Source organism: Pseudomonas alcaligenes (assembly GCF_014490745.1).
GTDB lineage: Bacteria > Pseudomonadota > Gammaproteobacteria > Pseudomonadales > Pseudomonadaceae > Aquipseudomonas > Aquipseudomonas alcaligenes_C.
Map to the genome: position 1 here is coordinate 2,621,785 of NZ_LZEU01000001.1, position 20,913 is coordinate 2,642,697.

Sequence of the window (20,913 nt, forward strand, 5' to 3'; positions counted from 1 at the left end):
AAATCTAAAACCTGACTCTTTCTCCAGGATCGTGACCAATGCAACGTCTTGATGTTCAATTTTCATCCGAAGATAGCCTCTGTAGGGCTTGGCTCTATCTGCCAGAAACCCCAAAGCCGGCCCCAGTAATCGTCATGGCACATGGCCTGGGTGGCACACGCGCTGCGCGGCTGGACGTCTATGCTGATCGCTTTCGTGAGCTTGGCTATGCGTGCCTGGTTTTCGACTACAGGTATTTCGGCGATAGCGAGGGTGAGCCGCGCCAGCTATTGGATGTGAATAAGCAGTTGCAGGACTGGACGGCAGCTGTCGCTTTTGCACGAACGCGCAAAGATGTAGATGGGCGAAGGGTCGTGCTCTGGGGGACTTCCTTTAGCGGGGGGCATGTTCTCTCGATCGCAGCTGACGATCAGCGAATCGCTGCGATAATTTCACAGTGCCCGTTTACCGACGGCATGGCTTCCAGCATGGCCGTTAGCCCGAAGACCGCAGTCAAGGTGACCATACAAGCCATCAAAGACCAGATAGGTTCTTGGTGTGGTGCGTCACCTGTAATGATTGCGATAGTCGGAAAACCAGGCTCTACAGCAATGATGACGGCACCAGACTGCGAGAGCGGTTATCTCGGACTGGTTCCCACAGAAGATGCGGCCCGCTCCCCCAATTACGTCGCAGCACGCATTGCGCTTCAGATCCTCTTCTATTTTCCTGGCCGCAAAACCCCACAAATTCACTGCCCGGTGCTGTTTTGCGTTTGTGAAAACGATTCAGTGGCGCCTGCGGGCGCCACGCTTCGCCATGCCCGTCGAACACCCCAAGGAGAGATCAGTATCTACAAGGAGGGGCATTTCGATATCTATTCAGGCGAGTCCTATGAGCGCGCTATTGGCGCTCAAATCGACTTTCTGCAACGCAGCGTCCCCCTGAAGTGAGGAGCGAACAATGACCCATTACAATCTCGATGGTCGTGTTGTTGCGATCACGGGTTCGACCGGCGAACTAGGCTCCGCTGTATGCAAGGCATTGATTGACAGGGGCGCTAAGATTGCGCTGTTTGACATGGATGAAACGGCGGTGGAGGCGCAGGCCATAGCGCTAGGAAATAACACCCGTGCCTGGCAAGTGGATGTCTGCTCCATGGAAAGCATTGAAAAGGCAATGGAGGAAGCGGCAACACACTTCGGTGGTATTGACGTAGCCATTGCCAATGCGGGGGTGACAACATTTGAGCCCCTCATTTCCGGGAGCCCCAAGCGCTTCGAACGTGTCATCGATGTCAATCTTGTTGGGGTATGGCGAACCTTCCGTGCCGCCGTCGCCCATGTTGAAAAGCGCAAAGGCTATTTAATGGCTATATCGCCCCTGGCTGCCTTTAGCCATTCACCACCACATGCCTCTTACACCTCTAGCAAGGCAGGTGTCTGGGCAATGTGCGACAGCATTCGCTTGGAGCTGCGCCACATGGGTGTGGGAGTAGGCAGTGCCCATCCTACGCTTATTCATACACCACGAATGAATACAACGTTTGAGAGCCCGGCCGGCAACAAGATTTGGAAAGGAAACAAGACGAAGCTCTTCAAGATGGTGTCTCTGGGGCCCGCTGTTAACAGCATCGTAACGGGCATAGAGAAACGATCAGACATGATGTTCATCCCCGGCGAGAACTCAATAATGGCGCAGTCACCACGAGTCTTCCGGAAAATACTGGAAGCGATAGAGTTCAAAGACCATGAGGTAGCCGCAATGGTTGATGCAGGTAGGCCAGAACCGCCGAAATAGAGCTGCCATCCCAGCTCAAATGAGTAGTGACAGGCGTGCGGCTCTGGCGGTGATGTTAGAGCACCCCCTCTGCCTTGGCCTTGGCAACGGCATGAGTGCGACGTTCCACCCCGAGTTTGCCGTTGATGTGCCAGGCATGGGACTTCACCGTATGCACCGAGATATGCAGTCGCTCGGCGATCTGCTGGTTGGAGAGCCCCTCGGCAATCAGTTCCAGAACTTCCTGCTCACGCGGGCTCAGCTGAAGCTCTTGCTCCTCGGAATGCGTGTCACCGGGCGATCGGGATGACTCGGAATCGAGCTCTGCCAGTTGTTCGAGCCACCCAGGATGGCGCCGCTGCAAGCTGCGGAGCGGGGCGAGCAGGGCCAGATGGTCCACTTCCCGCAGAGCAAAACACAGTTGCTGGCTGGCCGCCTCGGTCTGGCCTTCCAAGTATAGGATCTCGGCCAGATCTAGCAGGCACTCCCGCTCTAACCCCCGATGCCCAGCTCGCTGGCAATCCTCGAGTAGCCCTTGTAGCAACATGGAGGCGCGGGTGTCCTGGCCAAGGGACAAATGGGCGCGGGCAGCCAATAGCTGCGCCCGCTGCACAAGGTCGTAGCATCCACCTGGCACCAAGGCTAGATCGATGTCGAGGGGCCCTGCCCCCCATCGGATGCTGTCGAGGGCCATTTCCCCCCACCCCTGGGCCAGCAGCAACTTACCCTTCATCCAGGCCAGAGCCTCACGGAAACCTGCTTCGGGCAGCCCCAACGCCTGCAACCGCCGCTCTGCTGTGTCCAGCAAGCGTCGGGCGAGACTGAAGTCCTCCTTGCTGGTTGCCAGGTCGACGAGCGTCCGGTAGCCCTGCAGCACGTACCCGTCCCCCACGCGTTCCGCTTCTAGCAGGCCAGCCCAAGTGCACTCCTCCGCCAGCTCATCGCGGCACATGCCGGCCAGTAGGCTGCCGCGCAACAGCAGCAAGCGGCCACGGATCGGCCCTACCAGGGCCGCGTTCTCTAGGTCCAGCAGAAGCTGCTCAACCTGCTCTAGTGCATGGCCGGGCTCGCCGCGCATGATCAACAGATGAACACGCTCGACGCCCAACGAAGCTTCAAACATCAAACTTCCACGCTGGCGAGCTAGGCTCAGGGCCTGGGTGATATGGTCTTGGCCTGCGTCTAGGTCGCCCTTGGCCAGGGATTGCCGGGCGAGAGCCTGGTGGCAGAGGATTCGTTGTGGCCAAGCAGGGACATCCAGCGATTGCAGAGCCTCCAGACATTGCTGGCGGGAGTTACCGCGGCCGCGCAGGCACGAGATCACAGCGACGATCGCCTGGAACTGCACAAGCAAGTCCCGCTGACTATCCGGGCCCGGTTGCGGCAGGAAGCGCTCTAGACCTTCGAGGCAGCGCTCGGCCTTGTCCGAATAATTGTGCAGTAGTAGCGTCCATCCCCGTAGCAGTACTAGCGATGGTGTGACTGAAAGCAGTTCGTCGGGCAGCGCGTCGCACCACTGGAGGAAGCACCCGTCCCGGCCATCACTGATTATCCGGTCCAGCGGCCAGTCCTGCAGGTAATTGACCGCCAATTCCGGTTGTCCGGCTTTCAGTGCATGCTCCACGGCCTCGCTCATTTCGCCATGCCTGGCGAACCACTGGCAGGCGCGCACATGAGATTTGGAGGCCGAATGCTTGCTCGGCAGCGACTTCAGGACGGTTGCAAGTGGCCGCCACACACGGAACGAGTCGCTGTCGCTGTTGTTGGCCGGGGAGCGTCGCAGCAGCCCCCGTAACGTCAACTGATCCATTACATCAGTCCCGTCCTGATCCTCCAGCAGGTACTCGCACAACGAAACTGAGAAGCGGGACATATCGGCCAGGGGGCGCACGGCGCTCAGCAGTTCGGCCGGGAGGTTATCGAGCACGTCGTGGCGCAGGTAGTCACGCATCATGGCCGTACCATTCGCGATGTGCTGGGCCAAGCTGGTCGCGGCACTGTCGGCCAGCAGCAGGCGAACGACGGCCGGCCAGCCTTCACTCTGTGCCATCAGCTGCCGGGTAAGATCCGCCGAGAGTGCCAGCCGGTGCTGAATCAGCAGGCGCCCCAGCTCCTCTTCGTCCAGGGCCAGCGCCTGGGCATCGAGTTCGTGTAGGTCACCCTGGAGGAACAGGCGCGGAAGGTTCCAGGCCGGACGCCGGCGCCCATTGATCCACCAACGCAGCTTGTGCGGCGTCAGTGTCAGCAGCAGCTCCAGTGAGGCATCCAGCTCGGCACTAGGCACGCGCGGATAGTCGTCGAGAATGATCCAGGTGGGCTGTTCCAGGCGACTGATCAGGCGACACAGTTCCACTTGTACATCCCCAGGCCCGGGAACCACACTCAGTGATTCGGCCAGGCGCACCAGAAGATCCGCTGGGCCAAGAGCTTTGCCGCCCAAGGACAGCCATGCCACAGTGGTCCCTGAAGGCGCCTGGGCGACGCACTCCTGCATCAGCTCGCTCTTGCCGAAACCGGCGGGAGTGCAAATCAGGATCACGCGGCTATCACTGGCCAGCAGGGCTTGCGACAGCCGAGGGCGAGCTATGGGCGGGCGTGGGTGCATGCGGGCGGTTGTTCCGTTCCGGTCAGATACAGGTAGGTTCCGGGCATGTCAGCAACCCGCTCAGGCACTCGGCTGCATGGCTTCGACTTCCTCGCGAAGCATCTGCTTGGACAGTTTGCCCACCGGAGTCTTCGGCAGCATGGCGCGGAACTCCATGGCATGGACCATCTCGTGTTTGCCCAGGCGATCCTTGAGGAAGGCCTTCAGCTCATCGAGGCTGAACCGTGCATGACCCTCACGCAGTTTGAGATAGGCCTTGGGCGACTGGCCGCGGTACGGGTCAGGGATGCCGAGTACCATCACCTCTTCTACCGAGGGGTGAGTGTAAATGGCTTCCTCGATTACGCGCGGATAGACGTTGAAGCCACCGCACAGGAGCATATCCTTGGTGCGGTCGACTATGTAGATAAACCCTTCGCTATCCATGTAGCCAACGTCGCCGGTACGGAAGAAACCGTCCTCGGTGAAGCTCTCGCACGTGGCGCGCTCGTTCTTCCAGTAGCCGGGCATGATGTTGGGGCCAGCGATGGTGATTTCGCCGCGCTCGCCCAACGGCACGTCGCGGGTCGGGTCATCGAGATCGCGGAACTTGATGGTGGTGCCGATGTGCGGGATGCCGCATGAGCCGGGCTTGTGCTTGCCGGCGGGAGTAAAGGTACCACCGGTACAGGTTTCGGTCATGCCCCAGCCCTCGGTGAGCTGGCAGCCAGTCTGCTCCTTGAACTGGTGAAACAGCTCCACCGGCAGCGGAGCGCCGCCGGAGGCGCAGACCTTGAGTGAGCGCAGGTCGTACTCTCCGATCTGCGGATGGTTGACCAGGGCGGTGAACATAGTGGGCACACCGGGGAAAAAGCTGACTTTGTGTTCGCTGATATCCTGCAACGCGGCGACGGGATCGAACCTGACCCGCAAGCGCATTTCAGCGGCGGCGAGGATGGGGAACAACAGGCCGCAGACCATTGCGTAGACATGGAACAGCGGCAGTACCACCAGCACGCTTTCGCGGCCTTCATATATCAGCCTGTCGTCGTTCACGTTGGTCAGGAATACCTGGCCGGCTGCGGCGCTGAGGTTGCCGTGGGTGAGCATGGCGGCCTTGGGCAGGCCGGTGGTGCCGCCGGTGTATTGCAGCACCGCGATACTGTGCTCCTGAGTTGCCTGCGGGTAAACCTGGTAACGGCCGTCGTTGTACAGTAACTGGGCAAAGGACAGACAGCGGCTGCCATATTCCACGTTGCTGACCTGGCCTTCCTGCCACAGCTGCTCCTGGGTCTGCTCGGGCCGGTTGCCAAATTCACCCAGAGAGCCCACCACCAAGGTGCGCAGGCGAGTGCTAGCCAGCAACGAGGCCATGACCGGATAGAGAGAGGACAAGTCGAGGGTAATCAGGATCTCAGTTTCGCTGTCCTCAACTTTGTGCGCCAGTACCTTGCCAGCGTCCAGCGGTGAGTAGTTCACCACGATGCCTCCGGCGCGGAGGATGGCAAGGAAGCCGATGACGTACTGCGGCACATTAGGCAGGAACAGGCCCACGTGTACGCCCGGCTTGACGCCCATAAGCTGCAAACCGGCGGCAGCATGATCGACCAAAGACGACAGCTCACGGTAGCTGAGCTTGCGACCCATGAAATCCACCGCGGATCGTTCCGGCCAGCGCTGCACAGCATTTTCGAGCATGCCTAACACGCTGGCCTTGGGCAGCTCGGCGTCCCAGCGGACACCGGCAGGAAAAGACTTAACCCATGGAGCTTCCATCAGGTGAAAACCTCGCCGTGTAGTTGTTGTCGATCTTTTCGGCAATGCTGCACCTGGATCAACCGGGAATCTGTCAGTGATTTGCACTTTGCTGAATGCTGGTCGCTCCGAAGCGAGGCCGCCCCATCAATGAGCTGCAGCAGCGCATCACGAGGACGTTGAACAAGGGCGATATGAGCCACCGGAGAGTCGCTGGCGTCTTCAGTCGCGGTAGCCAGTATCGATGCGGTCCAGCTTGCGAAGTAGCGCCGGCCAGACGAAGTCGCCGCCGAGGCCGTCGGTTTGCTTGCGGGCTATCTCGGCCACTCCTTCAATGATCTGCGGGTCGACTTGGATCAACTCGCCGCCGGCCTGGGCCGAAAGCTGGATCTGGCAGGTGTTCTCGAAGGTGTACATGTTGAGGAAAGCGTCAGCCACCGTCCTGCCCACGGTCAGTAGGCCGTGGTTGCGCAACAAGAAGAACAGTTTGTTGCCCAGGTCCGCTTGCAGACGTGGCTTCTCGTCGTCGCGTAGGGCCACTCCCTCGTAGTCGTGGTAACCCAGGGAGGCGAGGACGAAGGTGGACTGTTGGCTGATGGGCAGGATGCCGCATTTCTGCGCGCTGACCGCCACGCCGGCGCGGGTATGAGTGTGCAGTACGCACTGAGCATCATCCCGGGCTTGGTGGATGGCACTGTGGATGACGAAACCGGCTTGGTTAACCGAATAGGGTGTGTCCAGCACCTTGTTACCCGCTTGATCCACCTTGACCAAGCTGGACGCGGTGATCTCGTCAAACATCAGGCCGTAGGGATTGATCAGGAAGTGATGCTCAGGTCCGGGGACACGGGCGCTAATGTGAGTGAAGACCAAGTCGGTCCAGCCGTACATGGCTACCAGGCGGTAGCAGGCGGCCAAGTTGACGCGTAATTTCCACTCTTCGGCGGACACATGATTCTGAGCATTGGGGATAGAGTGCAAGCTCATAGCGGCTCTTCCTGTTCGGGAGGTAAAAACGGGTTGGCCGACGTGAGTCATCAGTCGGCGCAACATGGGTTCCAAGGTTTCGATCAGCTTGTGCCGGTCCCCGGATTTCCTGAGAATGGTGCGGCCTGCCTGCGCAGAAAACTGTCGGGAATTTGCTTTACGAATAGGGCTGGAAATCAGGCGTGACCACTAGATTGGCGCTTTCAGAAACACATCGCCGCGTGCTGCAGGAGAACCCCTGGCTCTCTCTCCTGGATCAAGCCGTCAGTGACGATGTGCTGGCGCACTCTCGCCTGCGTAAGCTGACGGGAGGGCAGGCTCTGTTCCGTCGTGGTGAGAACCCTGACGGGCTATACATTGTGCTGGACGGCTCGCTGCGTATCAGTGGCACTACTCGCGAAGGACAGGAGGCGGTGTTGGTCTTCTGCGAGCCGGGCCGCTGGATTGGCCTTGTGTCGGGGCTCGATGGGGGCGCGCGAATGCATGATGTCTTGGCGACCAGCCCCTCAGTGGTGCTGCAAATCGCACCAGCGGATCTGGAACAGCTGATCGCCCAGCACCCGTCCTTCGGCCGCTTACTGCTGCGTGTGCAGTGTTCGCAGATGCGCGAGCTGCTGATGGGCATCGAGACATATTCCACCCATTCGCTGGAGCAGCGCTTCGCCGGCCGCCTGCTAGCACTGGCCGCTGCCTTTGGTGACCCAGCGCCCGATGGTGCGCTCGACATTCAGCTGCGCCTGTCTCAGGAAACCCTGGCCCAGCTCCTTGGCACGACCCGCCAACGGGTAAATCAGTTACTCAAACTGTGGGAGCAGAACGGGCTGATCAGGCAGAAATACGGGCGTATCAGGTTGCTCGACCAAGCCCAGCTCAAGGTGCTTGCTCAGGTCTGAAGTGCATCAGGCGACAGTTGCTCTGCATCTGCCCCGCAGAGGATCAGACTTTCCCCTGCTTCTGCTCTTGATCGAGCGTCTTGGCAAAAAAGAGCGGCCCGGAGGCCGCCAAAGGAGTAGATCTGGTGGGACAACAGGCAATTCTTGAGAGCTTTCTACGCTGAAACTCGTGCAACGGGATGGGCCTACTCCACCAGACTCAGGAAATCATCTTTAGGGTTTCACTAATCAACTCAAGTCTTGAAATTTGCCACCATGCCGTTGAGATCGACGGCGAGTCGCGACAGTTCCTGACTGGCGGCACTGGTCTGATCCGCCCCTGCTGCCGTTTGCACAGCCAGGTCGCGAATGTTCACCAGGTTGTGATCCACTTCCCGGGCGACTTGAGCCTGCTCCTCTGAAGCGCTGGCGATGACCAGATTGCGCTCGTTGATCTGGGCGATGGCACGGGCGATATCCTCAAGCGCCGTGCCGGCTGCCTGGGCCACCTGCAGGGTGGATTGCGCCCGGTTCATACTGTTCTGCATCGCGCCCACGGTCTTCTCCGCTCCCAGCTGGATACCACTGATCATCTGATCGATTTCTTCGGTCGACTGCTGGGTGCGATGAGCCAGAGCGCGCACCTCATCCGCGACGACGGCGAAGCCTCGACCCTGTTCGCCCGCCCGTGCTGCTTCGATCGCGGCATTGAGGGCGAGCAGGTTGGTTTGTTCCGCTATGGAGCGAATGACATTGAGAACCTGGCTGATGCTCCTGACATTGCTCGCCAACTGCCCCACCTCTTTGGAGGTAGCCGTGACATCGGTTGCCAGTTGATTGATAGAGTCGACGGTCTGGCGAACCTGGGCGTGGCCATTCTGTGCGGTCTGGTCTGTCTGCTGGGACGCCTCGGAGGTCGTGACCGCATTGCGCGCCACTTCCTCGACTGCCGCAGTCATCTCATTGACGGCGGTTGCCGCCTGTTCGATCTCGGAGTTCTGTCGATGCAGGCCGCGCGTAGAGTCTTCCGTCACTGCGTGCAACTCTTCCGATGCCGAGGCCAACTGATTGGATGAATCAGCGATGCGCTGGATGGTATGGCGCAAGCTCTGTTGCATCTCGCTAAGCGACTGGAGCAGTTGGGCTGGCTCATCCTGGCCGTGAACTGTAATGTCCTTCGTGAGGTCTCCTGAGGCAACGGTTCGGGCAACTTCCACGGCCTGCGACAGGGGGCTCACAATGCTTCGGGTCAGCACGACCGCTGCGAATACCGTGGCTGAGATCGCACCGAGCAGAATGATCACGATCAACCGAATGGAATTGCGGTAAACCTCGTCGCTTTGGGCAGCTGCGTAATTCGCCCCGTCCTTGCTTGACTTTGCCAGCACGGAAATCGCCTTGTTCATCTGATCCGCCAGGCCATTGAACTTGGCGGTGACGATGTCTCTAGCTGCGTCTTGCTTCCCTTGCAGCACATAGTCCTGGACCAACTCCTGCTGCTCCATGAATCGCACTTTGGCTACGGCAAGGGCGTCGAAGGCAGCTCGCTCCTCACCGGAGACGAGCAAAGCTCTGTAGGCACTCTCGGCCGCTTCCAAGTCGCTTTTGGCATTGTTGATCAACTGACTGGTTTCGCGCCGCGCGGTTTCGCCTTCCAGCACGAGCATCCGCAGCGTTAGCGCGCGAACTCGTGCGAACGAAAACCCGATATCGCTCACTGCAATAATCGAGGCGACCCACTTCCCGTTGACTTCCGCGGACATCTCGCCCATGCGATTCATCTGCAGCAGACTAAGGCTGCCCAGTGCAAGCGTGATCAACGTAAGTAGCGCAAAAGCCAACCCTGCCCGCCGACCGATGTTCAGGTTCCTCAGGTTCATCTACTGCTCCTTATCTGCCCCACATTTCTCTTTGACATATACCAAAGAATTACTAACTGCTGACTTGAGCCAACAATAGGTTTTCGAAATCCTCCCGCGGCCTGGGTTTGCTATACAGCCCCCAAGACGCACTGCGGCTCATCGCGCATCAGATCCTGATGGTGTGGCCCGCCTTAAATAGATCGGCGTACTTCAGCTGCGTTGAGGCTGCTGCGAGGGATGTAGAGCTCCTGTATTTCCCTAGCTTCAGGTGTCATCGTTGGATACGGTGCAGGGGCACTGAGGTGGGCGGTCGGCACATCCTTGTGCCAGCCTGTTTGCCAGGATCTCAGCGTGTGCCGGCTTGGCGCAGGGCAGCCGGCGTGTAATCGCTGGCCGAGGCACTGAAGCCGAACTCATAGGACTGCTTCTCCTCGTTCTTCATGCCCAGGGCAACATAGCGGCCGGCGATGAGGTCGTACAGAGTCTCCACGGCGTACCAAGGCACCTGCTTGTCGTAGTAGTACTGCGAATGCGCTTCGGCGACCCGCCACAGAATGCCATGACCGTCGTAGTGATCGATCTCAGCGGCCTGCCAGGTGTCCTCGTCGATAAAGAACTCGCGCTTGGCATAGATATGCCGTTCGCCGGGCTTCAGGGTTGCAGTCACATGCCAGACGCGGTGCAACTCGTAACGGGTCAGATCCTGGTTGATGTGACCGGCCTTGATGATCTGGTCGTACTTCAACTGCGGCGAGTCCAGGCGGTAGCTATTGTAAGGGATATAGATTTCCTGCTTACCGTTCAGCTTCCAGTCGTAGCGATCCGGCGCGCCGTTGTACATGTCGTAGTTGTCGGAAGTGCGTAGACCGTCGGTGGCCATGGCTGGGCCGTCGTAGGAAACCTGCGGGGCTCGCCGCACGCGCCGCTGCCCGGAGTTGTAGAGCCAGGCCAGACGCGGCTCTTTCACCTGGTTGAGGGTTTCGTGCACCAGCAGCACGCTGCCGGCCAAGCGCGACGGTGCGGTTATCTGCTGCTTGAAGTAGAACAGCACGTTGCTCGGCTCATTCGGGTCGTAGTCCTTCAGCTGGTCGCGGAAGGTGAAATTATCCTGGAAGTACACCAGGCTGTAGGAGCCATTCTGCTGTGGGGCGGCCTGGGTCACCAGGCGCTGCACGCTGCCGCCACGGTAGCGGGTGATCTGGTTCCAGATCGCTTCCAGACCATTATTCGGGATCGGGAAGGGGTTGGCGGTACGGAAGTTTTCCAGGCCGTTGCCACCCTCCACCAGCTTGGTGGCGGTGGCATTGGTCTTGGTCGCCTCGAGCACAGCAGCAGGCAGGCCGGCGCTGCGGTGGGTCGGGAAGACTGGCATCCGGTAGCTGTCCGGGTAGCGCTTGAACATCGCCAGCTGGCCGGGGGTCAGCTTGTCCCGGTATTGCTCCACATTTTGCGCGGTGATGGTGAACAGTGGCTGCTCATTGGCGAAGGGATCGGACAGGAAGCCCTTGGCATCTATGGTGCCTGCGTTCTGCGGCAGACCGCCGGTCCACTCGGGAATGCTGCCGTCGGCGTTGCCGGCCCTCTCCGCGCCGACCGGGGTGAGCGTTGTACCAAGCTTGGCAGCGTCGTCAGGAGAAACGGCAGCCATTACACCAGTGGCTATCAGGGACAGCGCCAGGGCGCCAGTTTGCAGCAGTCTCTTTGTTGTTTTCATGTGCAAGGTGTTCCTCAAAATGCCGGTCTGCTTAGAAGGTCACGCCGAAGCTGAGGGCGACGAAATCGCGGTCGGTGATGGTGTTGTAATGGCCACCAAAAAAGTCGGTGTAACTGAGGCTGGCGGTGTAGGCGTTCTGATAGTCGGCGTTGAGGCCGAGGCTGACGGCCTTGGAACCCTCGGTGAAGTTCGGGCCCTCGCCGTCGACGTCGTGTGACCAGGCCACGCTCGGTGACAGGTTGATCCCCGCGATCACGTTGGTGTAGTCCAGGCTGGCGCGTGCGCGGTAGCCCCAGGAGCTCTTGGTGTAGTAGCCGTGGCTGTTGCACTCGTCTGGCTGTTCGGGGTTGGCCAGCGAGCAGATCGCCGAGTTGCTGGTGGCGCCCAGGCCAAAGATCGGGTCGCGTCCATAGCGCAGCTTGCCGGCCGCGCCCTCGCTGATGCTGCCGATATAGTTGGCGCCGACCTCACCGATCAGGTTCAAACGGCTGGCGCCCAGCACCTGGTCGAAGAAGCGCAATACGGTGACCTGCGCCTGGCTGACCTCCTCGCGGGTGTAGCCGGGAATATCTGCGCCTTGGCTAGGTTGCGCATGACCGCTTTCGAGCACCGGTGAGAACGGTAGGCCGAGCGAGGCAAAGACCAGATCGGGACTGTTGATCTGCAGCGGCTGGTTTGGCCGATAGCTCAACTCCCCGGAAACGGCGTAGCTGGCGATATTGGTCTGGAAGCTCAGGCCGTAGAGGTGGATATCCTCTGGGTATTCGATGCGATACCCGCCGAGCGTGGCAGGGCTGTAGACGGTGCTGAACACAGGCAGCCGGCTGTGGATATTCATGGCGTAGAGGCCGAACTCGGTGTCATTCAGCTCTGGCACGAACCAGCGCAGCGCAGCGCCAAACTGGCCGCTGTCGCGCGCATCGCGATCACCCAGGCGTGGAACCACCAAGTAGGCCGGGGAGTTGCGATCAAAGTCGCTGCCGTTGATGGCCAGCCCGTTTGGGCACCCATCGGATACCGTGTCGGTAGTTGAGAAGAAGGTGCCGCAGTTGTCGATGACTGTCTGGTCCCACTCCAACTGGTAGAAGCCTTCGACGCTCAGCGAGTCGCTCAGCGTCTGCGACAGGTAGAGCATGTTGACCGGGATCAGCCCTTCCTTGATCTCCGCGCCGGGCCGGCGGAAGGCGGCCACGTCGACCGGGTTGATCGAGTTGATCGAGTTCTGGATAAAGGTGCTTTCGCCCCAGCTGACCACCTGCTTACCGAGGCGCACGCTGCCCGGCAGATCACCGATGGTGTAGTTGTGATAGGCGAAGGCATCGAGAATCTGCGCGCCGGAGGCCTGCGCCGCGGCCTTGCGGTCGTGATCGTCGATGTCGTAGAGCAGGCGGTGCTCATCCTTCAGTTCGAAGTCATACCAGTACTTGCCACGCACGAAGATGCCGCTGTCTCCGTACTTCAGCTCCAGGTCATGGATACCCTTGAAGATTTTCGAGAAGGTCTCACCCTGCTTGAAGTTCAGGCGACCGTCGTCGGCGGTTCGCGTGGAGGCCCGCCCGCCGTTGGCCACGGCGACAAAGTCAGAGTCTGGCCCGCGTACCGACCAGCTCGCGCCGATCGAGAGCGCCGAGTCGAACTGACCTTCGATTTCCCCGATGTTGAAAGTAATGGCCTGTGCTGGTGCAGCGATACCAAGCGCAATGGCCAGAGTGAGTACCTTGGGCTGGAAGCTCCCGGACCGTATTGTTGTTGTCATGCGGCTCTCCGTATGTGGGGCTGGTGGAACTGCCCGCAACCGTACGCGCCCTGCATGCGAAATCGAAACAGACGAAAGTTTTAATTAAGACCAGCACATAAGTGTGATTGGCACTGGTGTAGTGGTTTCAAGCCTGTGCATACGGCTAGTGAATGAAGAGTGATAAATCAGAGACTGGTTGGGGACTGCAGTTAATGCCATGGGGCAGTCCCCCCAAGGGGCCGCCAGACAGCTTCCGCATCCACTATGACTATAAGGTTCGCCCCGATGAGGTTAGGGCACGCTGGAAGCAGGGCTTTCGCTAGCTCAACAGGTTGGCTGGGGCGCCGCGAGCAGGCGATGCGTTATGCCAGGAACAAGCTGGAGGTCGCACCAACGGATCCTCGACAGGCAACTATCCGGCGCCAGCTGGAACTGATGTGTATCGAGGGACGTGCGGCCCCTCCGTTATCCGCACGGGATGCGCAAGCGGCGACTGCGTAGCAGGCATGGCTGGCTATTTGGGAAATGTCGTTTTTGCCACTCGAGGGGGCTGATTTCAAACCAGCGATTGAATGCCCGACAAAATGTGCTGAGGTCGGAATATCCGAGCAGCCCCGCTATCTGCGCCACGCTAATCGAAGAGTCTTCGAGGTAACTGCGAACCATCTCTTGGCGGGTTTCATCCAGTAGCTCCCGGAAGGACATGCCTGTTTGTTCCAGACGCCGCTGCAACGTGCGTGGACTGAGGGTCATATAGTCGGCGACTTTCTCAATAGTAACGCGGCCACTGGGCAGCAGATTCCGTAGCAATTGCTTGACGTAGCTGGGCATCTCATCAGTCGACAATCGCTCCATACTTCCGATGTGTTCGGCGATCAATTGGTGCAGCGTTTCATCGGCGGAACTTAGCGGCAACGAAAGCACGGACGAATCGAACACCAGGCAGGGACAGGCTGCGGCGAAACTCGGTAGAAAACCAAGCGCCTGTCGGTAGGAGGTCTCATCACCAAGCGGAAAATGTCGGAGCAGCGCCGCGCTGGGCAGCCAGCCACTGCCCACCAAAGTGCGCATCAACTGCACGCCTACGCCGCAGGCCAATTCTTCGGCCTGACACAATCCAGGCATGTCCCGCTCACTGACGTGGTAGCTGAGCACGGCCAAGTCACCTTCGACCTTAATCCCAACCTCCGCGGCGCCGCTGCATATCGAGAAGTTCGAACTCAATTCGGTGAGCGCATCACCGACAGTCTTGGCATTGCGGATCAAATAGAAGAGGTGGCCGAAGGCTTTCCCCCCCTGAGACAGCCCATACTCTAAACCGAACAAAGGGTTGCCCGATTGCCACTCGCACAATTTCAGCAATGCGCAGAACCGGCGATAGGAAACGATGCCTTCCTGACGCCTTAGGACTTCTGCGGGAAGAGATGCACGCCGGAGCATTTCCGCCGGATTAAGACCCTGGCGAATGGCGAACTCCTCGAAGCCGGAAAGGCTTAGTGCGCGAACGAAAGGATTTGCAGCCATCTTATGGGTACTTATTAATTGCTGGGTGATCACGTCGAGCTGGCGGCGATCCAGCAACGAAGATCATCGTTTGCTATGCGCTGAACCAAGTCAAACGCCGAGTGGAAACGCAGTGGGCTGCCACCGCCCGAGGTGGGCATAGTGAGCTAATGTGTTTGCGCTTGCAGATAGCGCTGTTTCCATTTTCTCGGGCTGACGCCGTTCCAACGAGAGAAGGCTCGGGAGAAAGCACTCAGATCGGAATAACCCAGCAGCCCTGAAAGCTGTGTCAGGCTAATGGACGAGTCGCAGATGTAGCGTGTGGCCATCGATTGCCGCGTCTTGTCCAGCAGTGCCTGGAAGCAAGTGTCCTCTGCCATGAGGTAGCGCTGCAGGGTACGAGGGCTGATCTTCAGGTACTCGGCGACCTGCTCGATGGTGACATGGCCATTGGGAAGCCTGTCACGCAGCAGCTTCTGTACGTAGAACGGCAGTTCGCGCAGCGTAATTTGGGTTAGATCATCGATATGGTGTTGCACCAACTGTTGGAGCCTTTCGTCTGCAGCGCTCAGGGGGGTGTCCAGCAACGAACTATCGAAGACCCATGCATTCAATGGGCTGTCAAAGCGAGGAGTAACCCCCAGCAAACGCCTGTATGCGCTGGGCTCTACTACAGCTGGGTAACGCACCAACAATGCCTTCGGCCTCCAGGGACGCCCCAGTAGGCCTTGCATAAGGTGAGCCCCCACACCCATCGCCAGCTCTACGTCCTGGCGTACCGAGGCCGCATCTCCATCAGTTACATCGTAAGAGAGCAGTGCGCTCTCGCCCTGTCGTTCGAGATGAACCTCTGCGCCTCTGCTGTGGGCATGAAGGTTTTCTGTAAGCGCCTTTAGTGCTTCACCAAACGTCCGTGCGCTCTGGATCAAGTACAACAGGTTGCCCAAAACCTGCGAGCCTTGGTGCAGCCCAAGCTGCAACCCGAACAGCTGATTTGCCGAACGCTTTGCGCACAGCTCCAGTAAGGCGTTGAACTTCGCATAATCGATTACGTCGTCCAGGGCATCGCCAGGGATCCCGATTTCAGCCAGAACAGCATGCGGATCGAGCCCTTGGCTGGTAGCAAACGCATCGAATCCCAGCAGGGCTGTGCCACGGACAATGGAAGTCATATCGAGTACCAATAGGTTACGTGGCCAAGCCAGTAGATCCGGTCTTTGGCTGCCCCTGCAGTAACAGGACAGTCCTTCAGATCCCGATGAAAGGCGAACTCTCTCGGTATCTGCTACCAAACGATCCTACACCCAGGTTTCGAACTCTTGGTAGGTGATCGAGGCTGGCTCGTTAAATGTGCGTGAAGGAGGTACGCACATCGGCGCCTACAGCTGAAAACGGCTATCGAAAGTTTGGCCACGCCTTCAGTCGTTTCTGACCAACCTGTGCATCCCCTACCCAAGCGCTCCGTGCCCAAGATCCAAGGCTGTTCCCGCGGGCGCAAAATCGGACGATTGACCGTCTTCTGGGGCTGAAGCGGGGGCAGCTGTGTTGTTCGCTGCCCTCTTTCTGGTTGGCAAGAAATGCACATAGTATGGCGCGAAATGACAAATTTTCCGATTTCGCACTCAATAGAATCCAGGTCGTCCACCAGTTTGAAAATTACAAAAACAAAGCGGAGACCTGAGATGACTGATGTGAAGCCTGAAGTTATGCAACTGCTCGAAGCCATGCAAGCGAACGGCGTGGTGTCACGCGAGCATGACCGTGAAGCCATTTTGATCCATGAAGACGACTTACCGTGGATCATCCTGCCTGATGGCTCCGGTATCCAGTTGCTGCAAGTAGACCTGAATCAGAACCTGTGGGTTGTGCGTAACCGGCTCAAACCCGGCTTCAGCGTCGACACGCACTATCACACCGGTCCGGTGTTCGCCGTTACTCACTCCGGCGAGTGGTTCTATAAGGAATATCCGGACAAGATCAACAAAGCCGGCTCCTTCCTCTACGAGCCAGCCCATTCGATCCACACCTTGGTCGTTTCCGATGATGCCAAGGAAGACGCTGTCATCTGGTTCGCCATTTTTGGCAGCAACGTCAACATCAATGAAAAAGGCGATGTCATCAGCATCCTCGACGCTCGGACGGTGTTGACCCTGTATCGCACGCTGTGCGCCGCCGAGGGCAAGAGCTGCGACAAGGTCATCGTGTTCGGCGAGTGAGGGCAGTCCCATGAGTCGACTGACTTCCGCATTCGTTACCGGTGCCGGTGGCTTCATCGGGCGCCATCTGGTGCGCCAACTGCTGGCCGAAAATATCGAGGTGGTTGCCCTGTTGATGCCGGGCGAGCCGGCGCCTGCCGAATGGCAGTCGCAGGTTCGCACCGTGGTCGGCGACGTGCGCCAGCTCCTGGCGGTCGGCGACGCCGTCGGCCAGGTGGACGCGGTATTCCATCTGGCTGCGGTGGTCAGCGACTGGGGCGCCCAGCAGACCCACGTCGATATCACCGTGCATGGCACCGAGCAGGCCATCGAGTTGGCCCTGAAGTGGAATGCCCATTTCGTGGTAACCACCAGCATCTGTGCCTATGCCAGCGCACTGGCCAAAGGGCAGTTGGATGAGGATAGCCGGCTGGGCAAGCCGGCATCGGCCTATGAGTTCTGCAAGCAGGAGCAGGAGCGCGTCACCCATGCGGGCGTGGCTCGTGGCCTGAAGGCTACGATCGTACGCCCGGCCAACGTCTTTGGCGTCGGCAGTGCGCCTTGGGTCAATACCCTGGTCGACCTGATGCGTCAGGAAAAGCCCTGCCGGTTCGGCAGCGGTGACTGGGATGCCGGCCTGGTGCATGTGCGCAACCTGGTGGCCCTGCTGATCGCCGCCGCCCGTTCGGATTACACCCGGGGTGATGTGTTCATCGCCGCCGACGGCCTTGGTGTGACCTGGAAGACGTACATAGATCGCCTGGCCGAGGCCGCGGACGTTCCGCCGGCGAAGAGCGTACCCAACCTGCTGGCACGGATCCTGGCCCCTGTACTTGAGTGGGTGGGGCATGCGCGCAGACAGCGGGAACGCCCGCTGATCACCCGTCAATCGTTCCGCCTGATGGGCGGTTCGAACGCCTTCACCGGCGACAAGGCGCGCCGCCTGCTCGGTTACAAGCCTGTCTATAGCTTCGAACAGGCCATGCAGGAGTTGGCCACGCACTTCGCACAAAGCTCTGCCAAACGCTGAAACGCCCTCATCAACATGGCTCTCCGGGCGTGGTCTACGCCGCGGGTGGTGACAGTGGTATCGGGTTAAATATCGGCAGAGCGTTGATCTGTGAAGGCACCAGTGCCGCGATACCGGACAACCAACAACACGTATTAAGGACTCTTATGACAAGCTGGCGAAATGGGGCCCCTAAGGTGGCCTTCGTGTCGGGTGGTGGCAGTGGCATCGGGTTAAGTATCGTAAGAGCGTTGATCAGCGAAGGCGCCAGTATCGCGATATTCGACCTGAATATTGACGAAGTATTGCTTTGTGAACTGAGAAGCAGGTGCTCAAGGCGCGAGCAGCGAGTCGAACCCTACGTTGTCGATATCACCAATCCGCTGGCAGTTGACAGCGCTATGGACAGTGCAGTCAAGACCCTGGGACGGCCGGATTTCGCCTTCAACTCGGCAGGTATCTTGCGCACCGGTGTCTTTACAGAATTACCTTATGAGACCTTCGAACTGGTCATACGCATCAACCTACTCGGCAGCCGCAATTTCGCCTCCGCAGCCCTGAAACAAATGGAAGCCGGTGGCCACCTGGCCCTCGTGTCTTCGCTGTCCGGATTTGTCGGATCGTACTCACAAGCGGCTTACGCGGCCTCCAAATTCGGAGTGGTTGGTCTGGCCGAAGTGCTTCGGGTGGAGCAGAAGCTTCAGGGGATCGATGTGTCTGTCGTTTGCCCTGGTGAAATTGAAACGCCGCTGCTTGCCTACGAGCGCCGGCACGGCAGCCCGATAACGGAGTCGATGAACGCGTTCGCAGGCGTCATGCCGGTAGATTTAGCGGTTGCCGGTATCCTTGATGGCTTGAAAGCACGCCAGTGGATCATCACGCCTGGATTTAAGGCAAAGCTCACCCGAGCCATGTCTCGGAAAGCCACATCGCTATTCCACTGGCTCATCGACCAGCGGCTGGCGAAAACAGTTGCCGCCCACCAAGAAAAAAGAGCCTAGCTGTCTCGGGGAGACTCAGCACAAAGCTCGCGGCTGTCGTCATTCGACAGCCCGTCTTGATGGGGTGGCCTGCGAGCAATTGCACGGGACGAACCCTACGGCATGCAGGTCATGCCTGACACCAAATAACAAGCATGAACTCAGGAGAGTTACAGATGACCTCTTGCCCCTCGTCCCCCACAAACATCAACAGTGACAAGCCAGCTGATTGCCAAAGCCTGTTTCTTCTGCAGCAGGCCGCTCATCGAAACCAGCTCAACCCCACGCTGGAACAAAGACGCGACGACCTGCGTACGCTGCATCGCATGCTGGTCGAAAACTCCGAGGCTCTGGTCGAAGCGGTGAACCAGGACTATGGCTGCCGCAGCAAGTTCGAGACCCGCATGACCGAGATGTTGACCTGCCAGGACGGCATTCTCGATGCGATCAACGCGCTAAAGAAGTGGATGAAACCCCGCAAGCGTCACCTCGACATGGGCCAGTTTCCGTTAGCCAAGGCTTGGACATTCCCGCAGCCGGTAGGTGTGGTGGGCATCGTCGTACCCTGGAATTTCCCTATTGCCATGGCCATTGCGCCGCTGACCGGGGCTTTCGCGGCGGGTAACCGCTCAATGATCCGCATGTCGCTGAACTCCAGCCACTTGGCGCGGCTGTTCAAGGAAATTTCCCCTAAATACTTTCCGCTCGACAAGCTAGCTTTTTTCACGGCAGACGATTGCGGCGGCAATACTTTCACTTCGCTGCCCTTCGATCACATTTTCTTCACCGGCTCACCAGAGACCGGTAAGTTGGTAATGGCCAATGCTGCAGCAAACCTGACCCCTGTGACACTGGAGCTTGGTGGTAAGTCGCCTTGCGTGGTCGCACCCGATTACCCGATTCGCAAGGCGGTAGAGCGCATTCTCTGGGCCAAAATGCTCAACGCTGGACAAATCTGCACCACCGTCGACTATCTGTTTCTGCCGGAAGGTAAAGTCGACGAGTTTATCCGCGAGGCTCGCACAGTACTCAATCAGCGAGTTCCCAACATAAACAATGGCGACTACTCGGCGATCATTGATCAGTCGTCCTATTTGCGTCTGCAAGGCGTGCTGGCTGATGCACTGAATAAAGGTGCCAAAGTAATTGATCTGTACAGCGGGCCGCAGCCTGATGCAGAGCGGCGCATCATGCCTACTTGCCTGGTGCTTAACATCAATGACGACATGCATATCATGCAGCGCGAAATTTTCGGTCCGCTGCTGCCAATCCTCACCTACAAGACCCGCGAGGAGGTAGTGCAGTATGTCGGTGATCATCCGAGGCCGCTGGCGTTCTATCTCTATAGCGACGACCGCGCCCTACGCGACTACTACCTGCACAACACCATCTCGGGCGGTGTCGGCATCAATGAAGCGGTAGCTCACGTTGGTGTACACGATCTGCCCTTCGGTGGGACAGGCAATAGCGGCATGGGTCACTACCATGGCTACGAGGGGTTCCTCACATTCTCCAAATTGCGTCCAGTTTTCCAGCAGGGACCGATACGCGGCATAGACATGCTGCAACCACCTTATGCAGGTTGGCCCAACAGAATTCTCAACCTCATGCTGCGGCTCAAGAGCTGACACAGATCTGAAACTGTTCGCTCGTAGCATCGTGCCTGCAGTAAGGCCTAATGCTCTCGGATAAAGAGTTCAAGCAGTTCTGCAGTCTTCTTCATGGGTTGGTCATTATCAGCATGAGCGATGCTAAAAATCCGCTGGTCAGCAGCCGCTTGGCCAAACGCATCCACCAACACAGTCCGCGTAGCTACGACGCGTGTTTCCATCTGCTGATGCGCGAGCAACACGGAGCTGCAGGTTGCATAGGCCGCCGGGAATGCCCACCAGAACGAGGGTAGCCCACGCCTTCGTTTGGGGCATTTCGGTTCTATCCTGGTGCAAGTTATGACCG

The 20,913-nt window shown here is 58.8% G+C and carries 16 protein-coding genes; 8 read left to right on the forward strand and 8 right to left on the reverse strand.

Annotated elements, in window-relative coordinates:
* Positions 1–38: 38 nt before the first annotated feature.
* The gene (locus A9179_RS11935; protein ID WP_187806015.1) at positions 39–932 is read left to right on the forward strand and encodes an alpha/beta hydrolase; all 894 of its coding nucleotides are present in this window, start codon (positions 39–41) and stop codon (positions 930–932) included.
* A 10-nt stretch (positions 933–942) separates the two neighbouring features.
* Positions 943–1,779, forward strand: a complete 837-nt coding sequence (locus A9179_RS11940) for an SDR family NAD(P)-dependent oxidoreductase (protein ID WP_187806016.1) — start codon at positions 943–945, stop codon at positions 1,777–1,779.
* A gap of 55 nt (positions 1,780–1,834) precedes the next feature.
* Here the strand turns inward: A9179_RS11940 and A9179_RS11945 are convergent, their stop codons facing one another.
* The 3 genes from A9179_RS11945 to A9179_RS11955 all read right to left on the reverse strand — a co-directional run bounded on the left by A9179_RS11945 (position 1,835) and on the right by A9179_RS11955 (position 7,084).
* Positions 1,835–4,297 carry a LuxR C-terminal-related transcriptional regulator gene (locus A9179_RS11945; protein ID WP_187806017.1) on the reverse strand — a complete coding sequence of 821 codons (2,463 nt, stop codon included), beginning with the start codon at positions 4,295–4,297 and terminating at the stop codon, positions 1,835–1,837.
* A gap of 126 nt (positions 4,298–4,423) precedes the next feature.
* The gene (locus A9179_RS11950; protein WP_316851828.1) at positions 4,424–6,205 is read right to left on the reverse strand and encodes a long-chain-fatty-acid--CoA ligase; all 1,782 of its coding nucleotides are present in this window, start codon (positions 6,203–6,205) and stop codon (positions 4,424–4,426) included.
* 114 nt (positions 6,206–6,319) lie between these two features.
* The gene (locus A9179_RS11955; protein WP_187806018.1) at positions 6,320–7,084 is read right to left on the reverse strand and encodes a class II aldolase/adducin family protein; all 765 of its coding nucleotides are present in this window, start codon (positions 7,082–7,084) and stop codon (positions 6,320–6,322) included.
* Positions 7,085–7,266: 182 nt separating this feature from the next.
* On the opposite strand from A9179_RS11955, the gene A9179_RS11960 reads away from it, so the two are divergent.
* Entirely contained in the window at positions 7,267–7,977 is a 711-nt protein-coding gene (locus tag A9179_RS11960) for a Crp/Fnr family transcriptional regulator (RefSeq protein WP_187806019.1), read from the forward strand.
* 233 nt (positions 7,978–8,210) lie between these two features.
* Here the strand turns inward: A9179_RS11960 and A9179_RS11965 are convergent, their stop codons facing one another.
* From A9179_RS11965 to qhpR, 5 genes are all read right to left on the reverse strand, one after another.
* The gene (locus A9179_RS11965; protein WP_187806020.1) at positions 8,211–9,836 is read right to left on the reverse strand and encodes a methyl-accepting chemotaxis protein; all 1,626 of its coding nucleotides are present in this window, start codon (positions 9,834–9,836) and stop codon (positions 8,211–8,213) included.
* A gap of 328 nt (positions 9,837–10,164) precedes the next feature.
* Positions 10,165–11,532 carry a DUF1329 domain-containing protein gene (locus tag A9179_RS11970; protein WP_187806021.1) on the reverse strand — a complete coding sequence of 456 codons (1,368 nt, stop codon included), beginning with the start codon at positions 11,530–11,532 and terminating at the stop codon, positions 10,165–10,167.
* 31 nt (positions 11,533–11,563) lie between these two features.
* On the reverse strand, positions 11,564–13,288 hold the full coding sequence (locus A9179_RS11975) for a DUF1302 domain-containing protein (protein ID WP_187806022.1): 1,725 nt from the start codon (positions 13,286–13,288) through the stop codon (positions 11,564–11,566).
* Between the two features lie 447 nt (positions 13,289–13,735).
* Positions 13,736–14,851 (reverse strand): AraC family transcriptional regulator, encoded by a 1,116-nt coding sequence (locus A9179_RS11980; RefSeq protein WP_316851829.1) that lies wholly within the window; start codon positions 14,849–14,851, stop codon positions 13,736–13,738.
* A gap of 89 nt (positions 14,852–14,940) precedes the next feature.
* Positions 14,941–15,945, reverse strand: coding sequence for an AraC-like transcriptional regulator QhpR (qhpR, locus tag A9179_RS11985; protein WP_187806023.1), 1,005 nt, complete (start codon positions 15,943–15,945; stop codon positions 14,941–14,943).
* Between the two features lie 510 nt (positions 15,946–16,455).
* Between qhpR and A9179_RS11990 the strand changes: the two genes are divergently transcribed.
* From A9179_RS11990 to A9179_RS12010, 5 genes are all read left to right on the forward strand, one after another.
* On the forward strand, positions 16,456–16,989 hold the full coding sequence (locus A9179_RS11990; RefSeq protein ID WP_187806024.1) for a 2,4'-dihydroxyacetophenone dioxygenase family protein: 534 nt from the start codon (positions 16,456–16,458) through the stop codon (positions 16,987–16,989).
* Positions 16,990–16,999: 10 nt separating this feature from the next.
* Complete coding sequence (locus A9179_RS11995; protein WP_187806025.1) at positions 17,000–17,998, forward strand: NAD-dependent epimerase/dehydratase family protein; 999 nt, start codon at positions 17,000–17,002, stop codon at positions 17,996–17,998.
* 176 nt (positions 17,999–18,174) lie between these two features.
* Entirely contained in the window at positions 18,175–18,978 is an 804-nt protein-coding gene (locus A9179_RS12000; protein WP_187806026.1) for an SDR family NAD(P)-dependent oxidoreductase, read from the forward strand.
* Between the two features lie 155 nt (positions 18,979–19,133).
* Positions 19,134–20,585 carry a coniferyl aldehyde dehydrogenase gene (locus tag A9179_RS12005; RefSeq protein WP_187806027.1) on the forward strand — a complete coding sequence of 484 codons (1,452 nt, stop codon included), beginning with the start codon at positions 19,134–19,136 and terminating at the stop codon, positions 20,583–20,585.
* Positions 20,586–20,635: 50 nt separating this feature from the next.
* Positions 20,636–20,860, forward strand: a complete 225-nt coding sequence (locus A9179_RS12010; RefSeq protein ID WP_187806028.1) for a hypothetical protein — start codon at positions 20,636–20,638, stop codon at positions 20,858–20,860.
* Positions 20,861–20,913 lie beyond the last annotated feature (53 nt).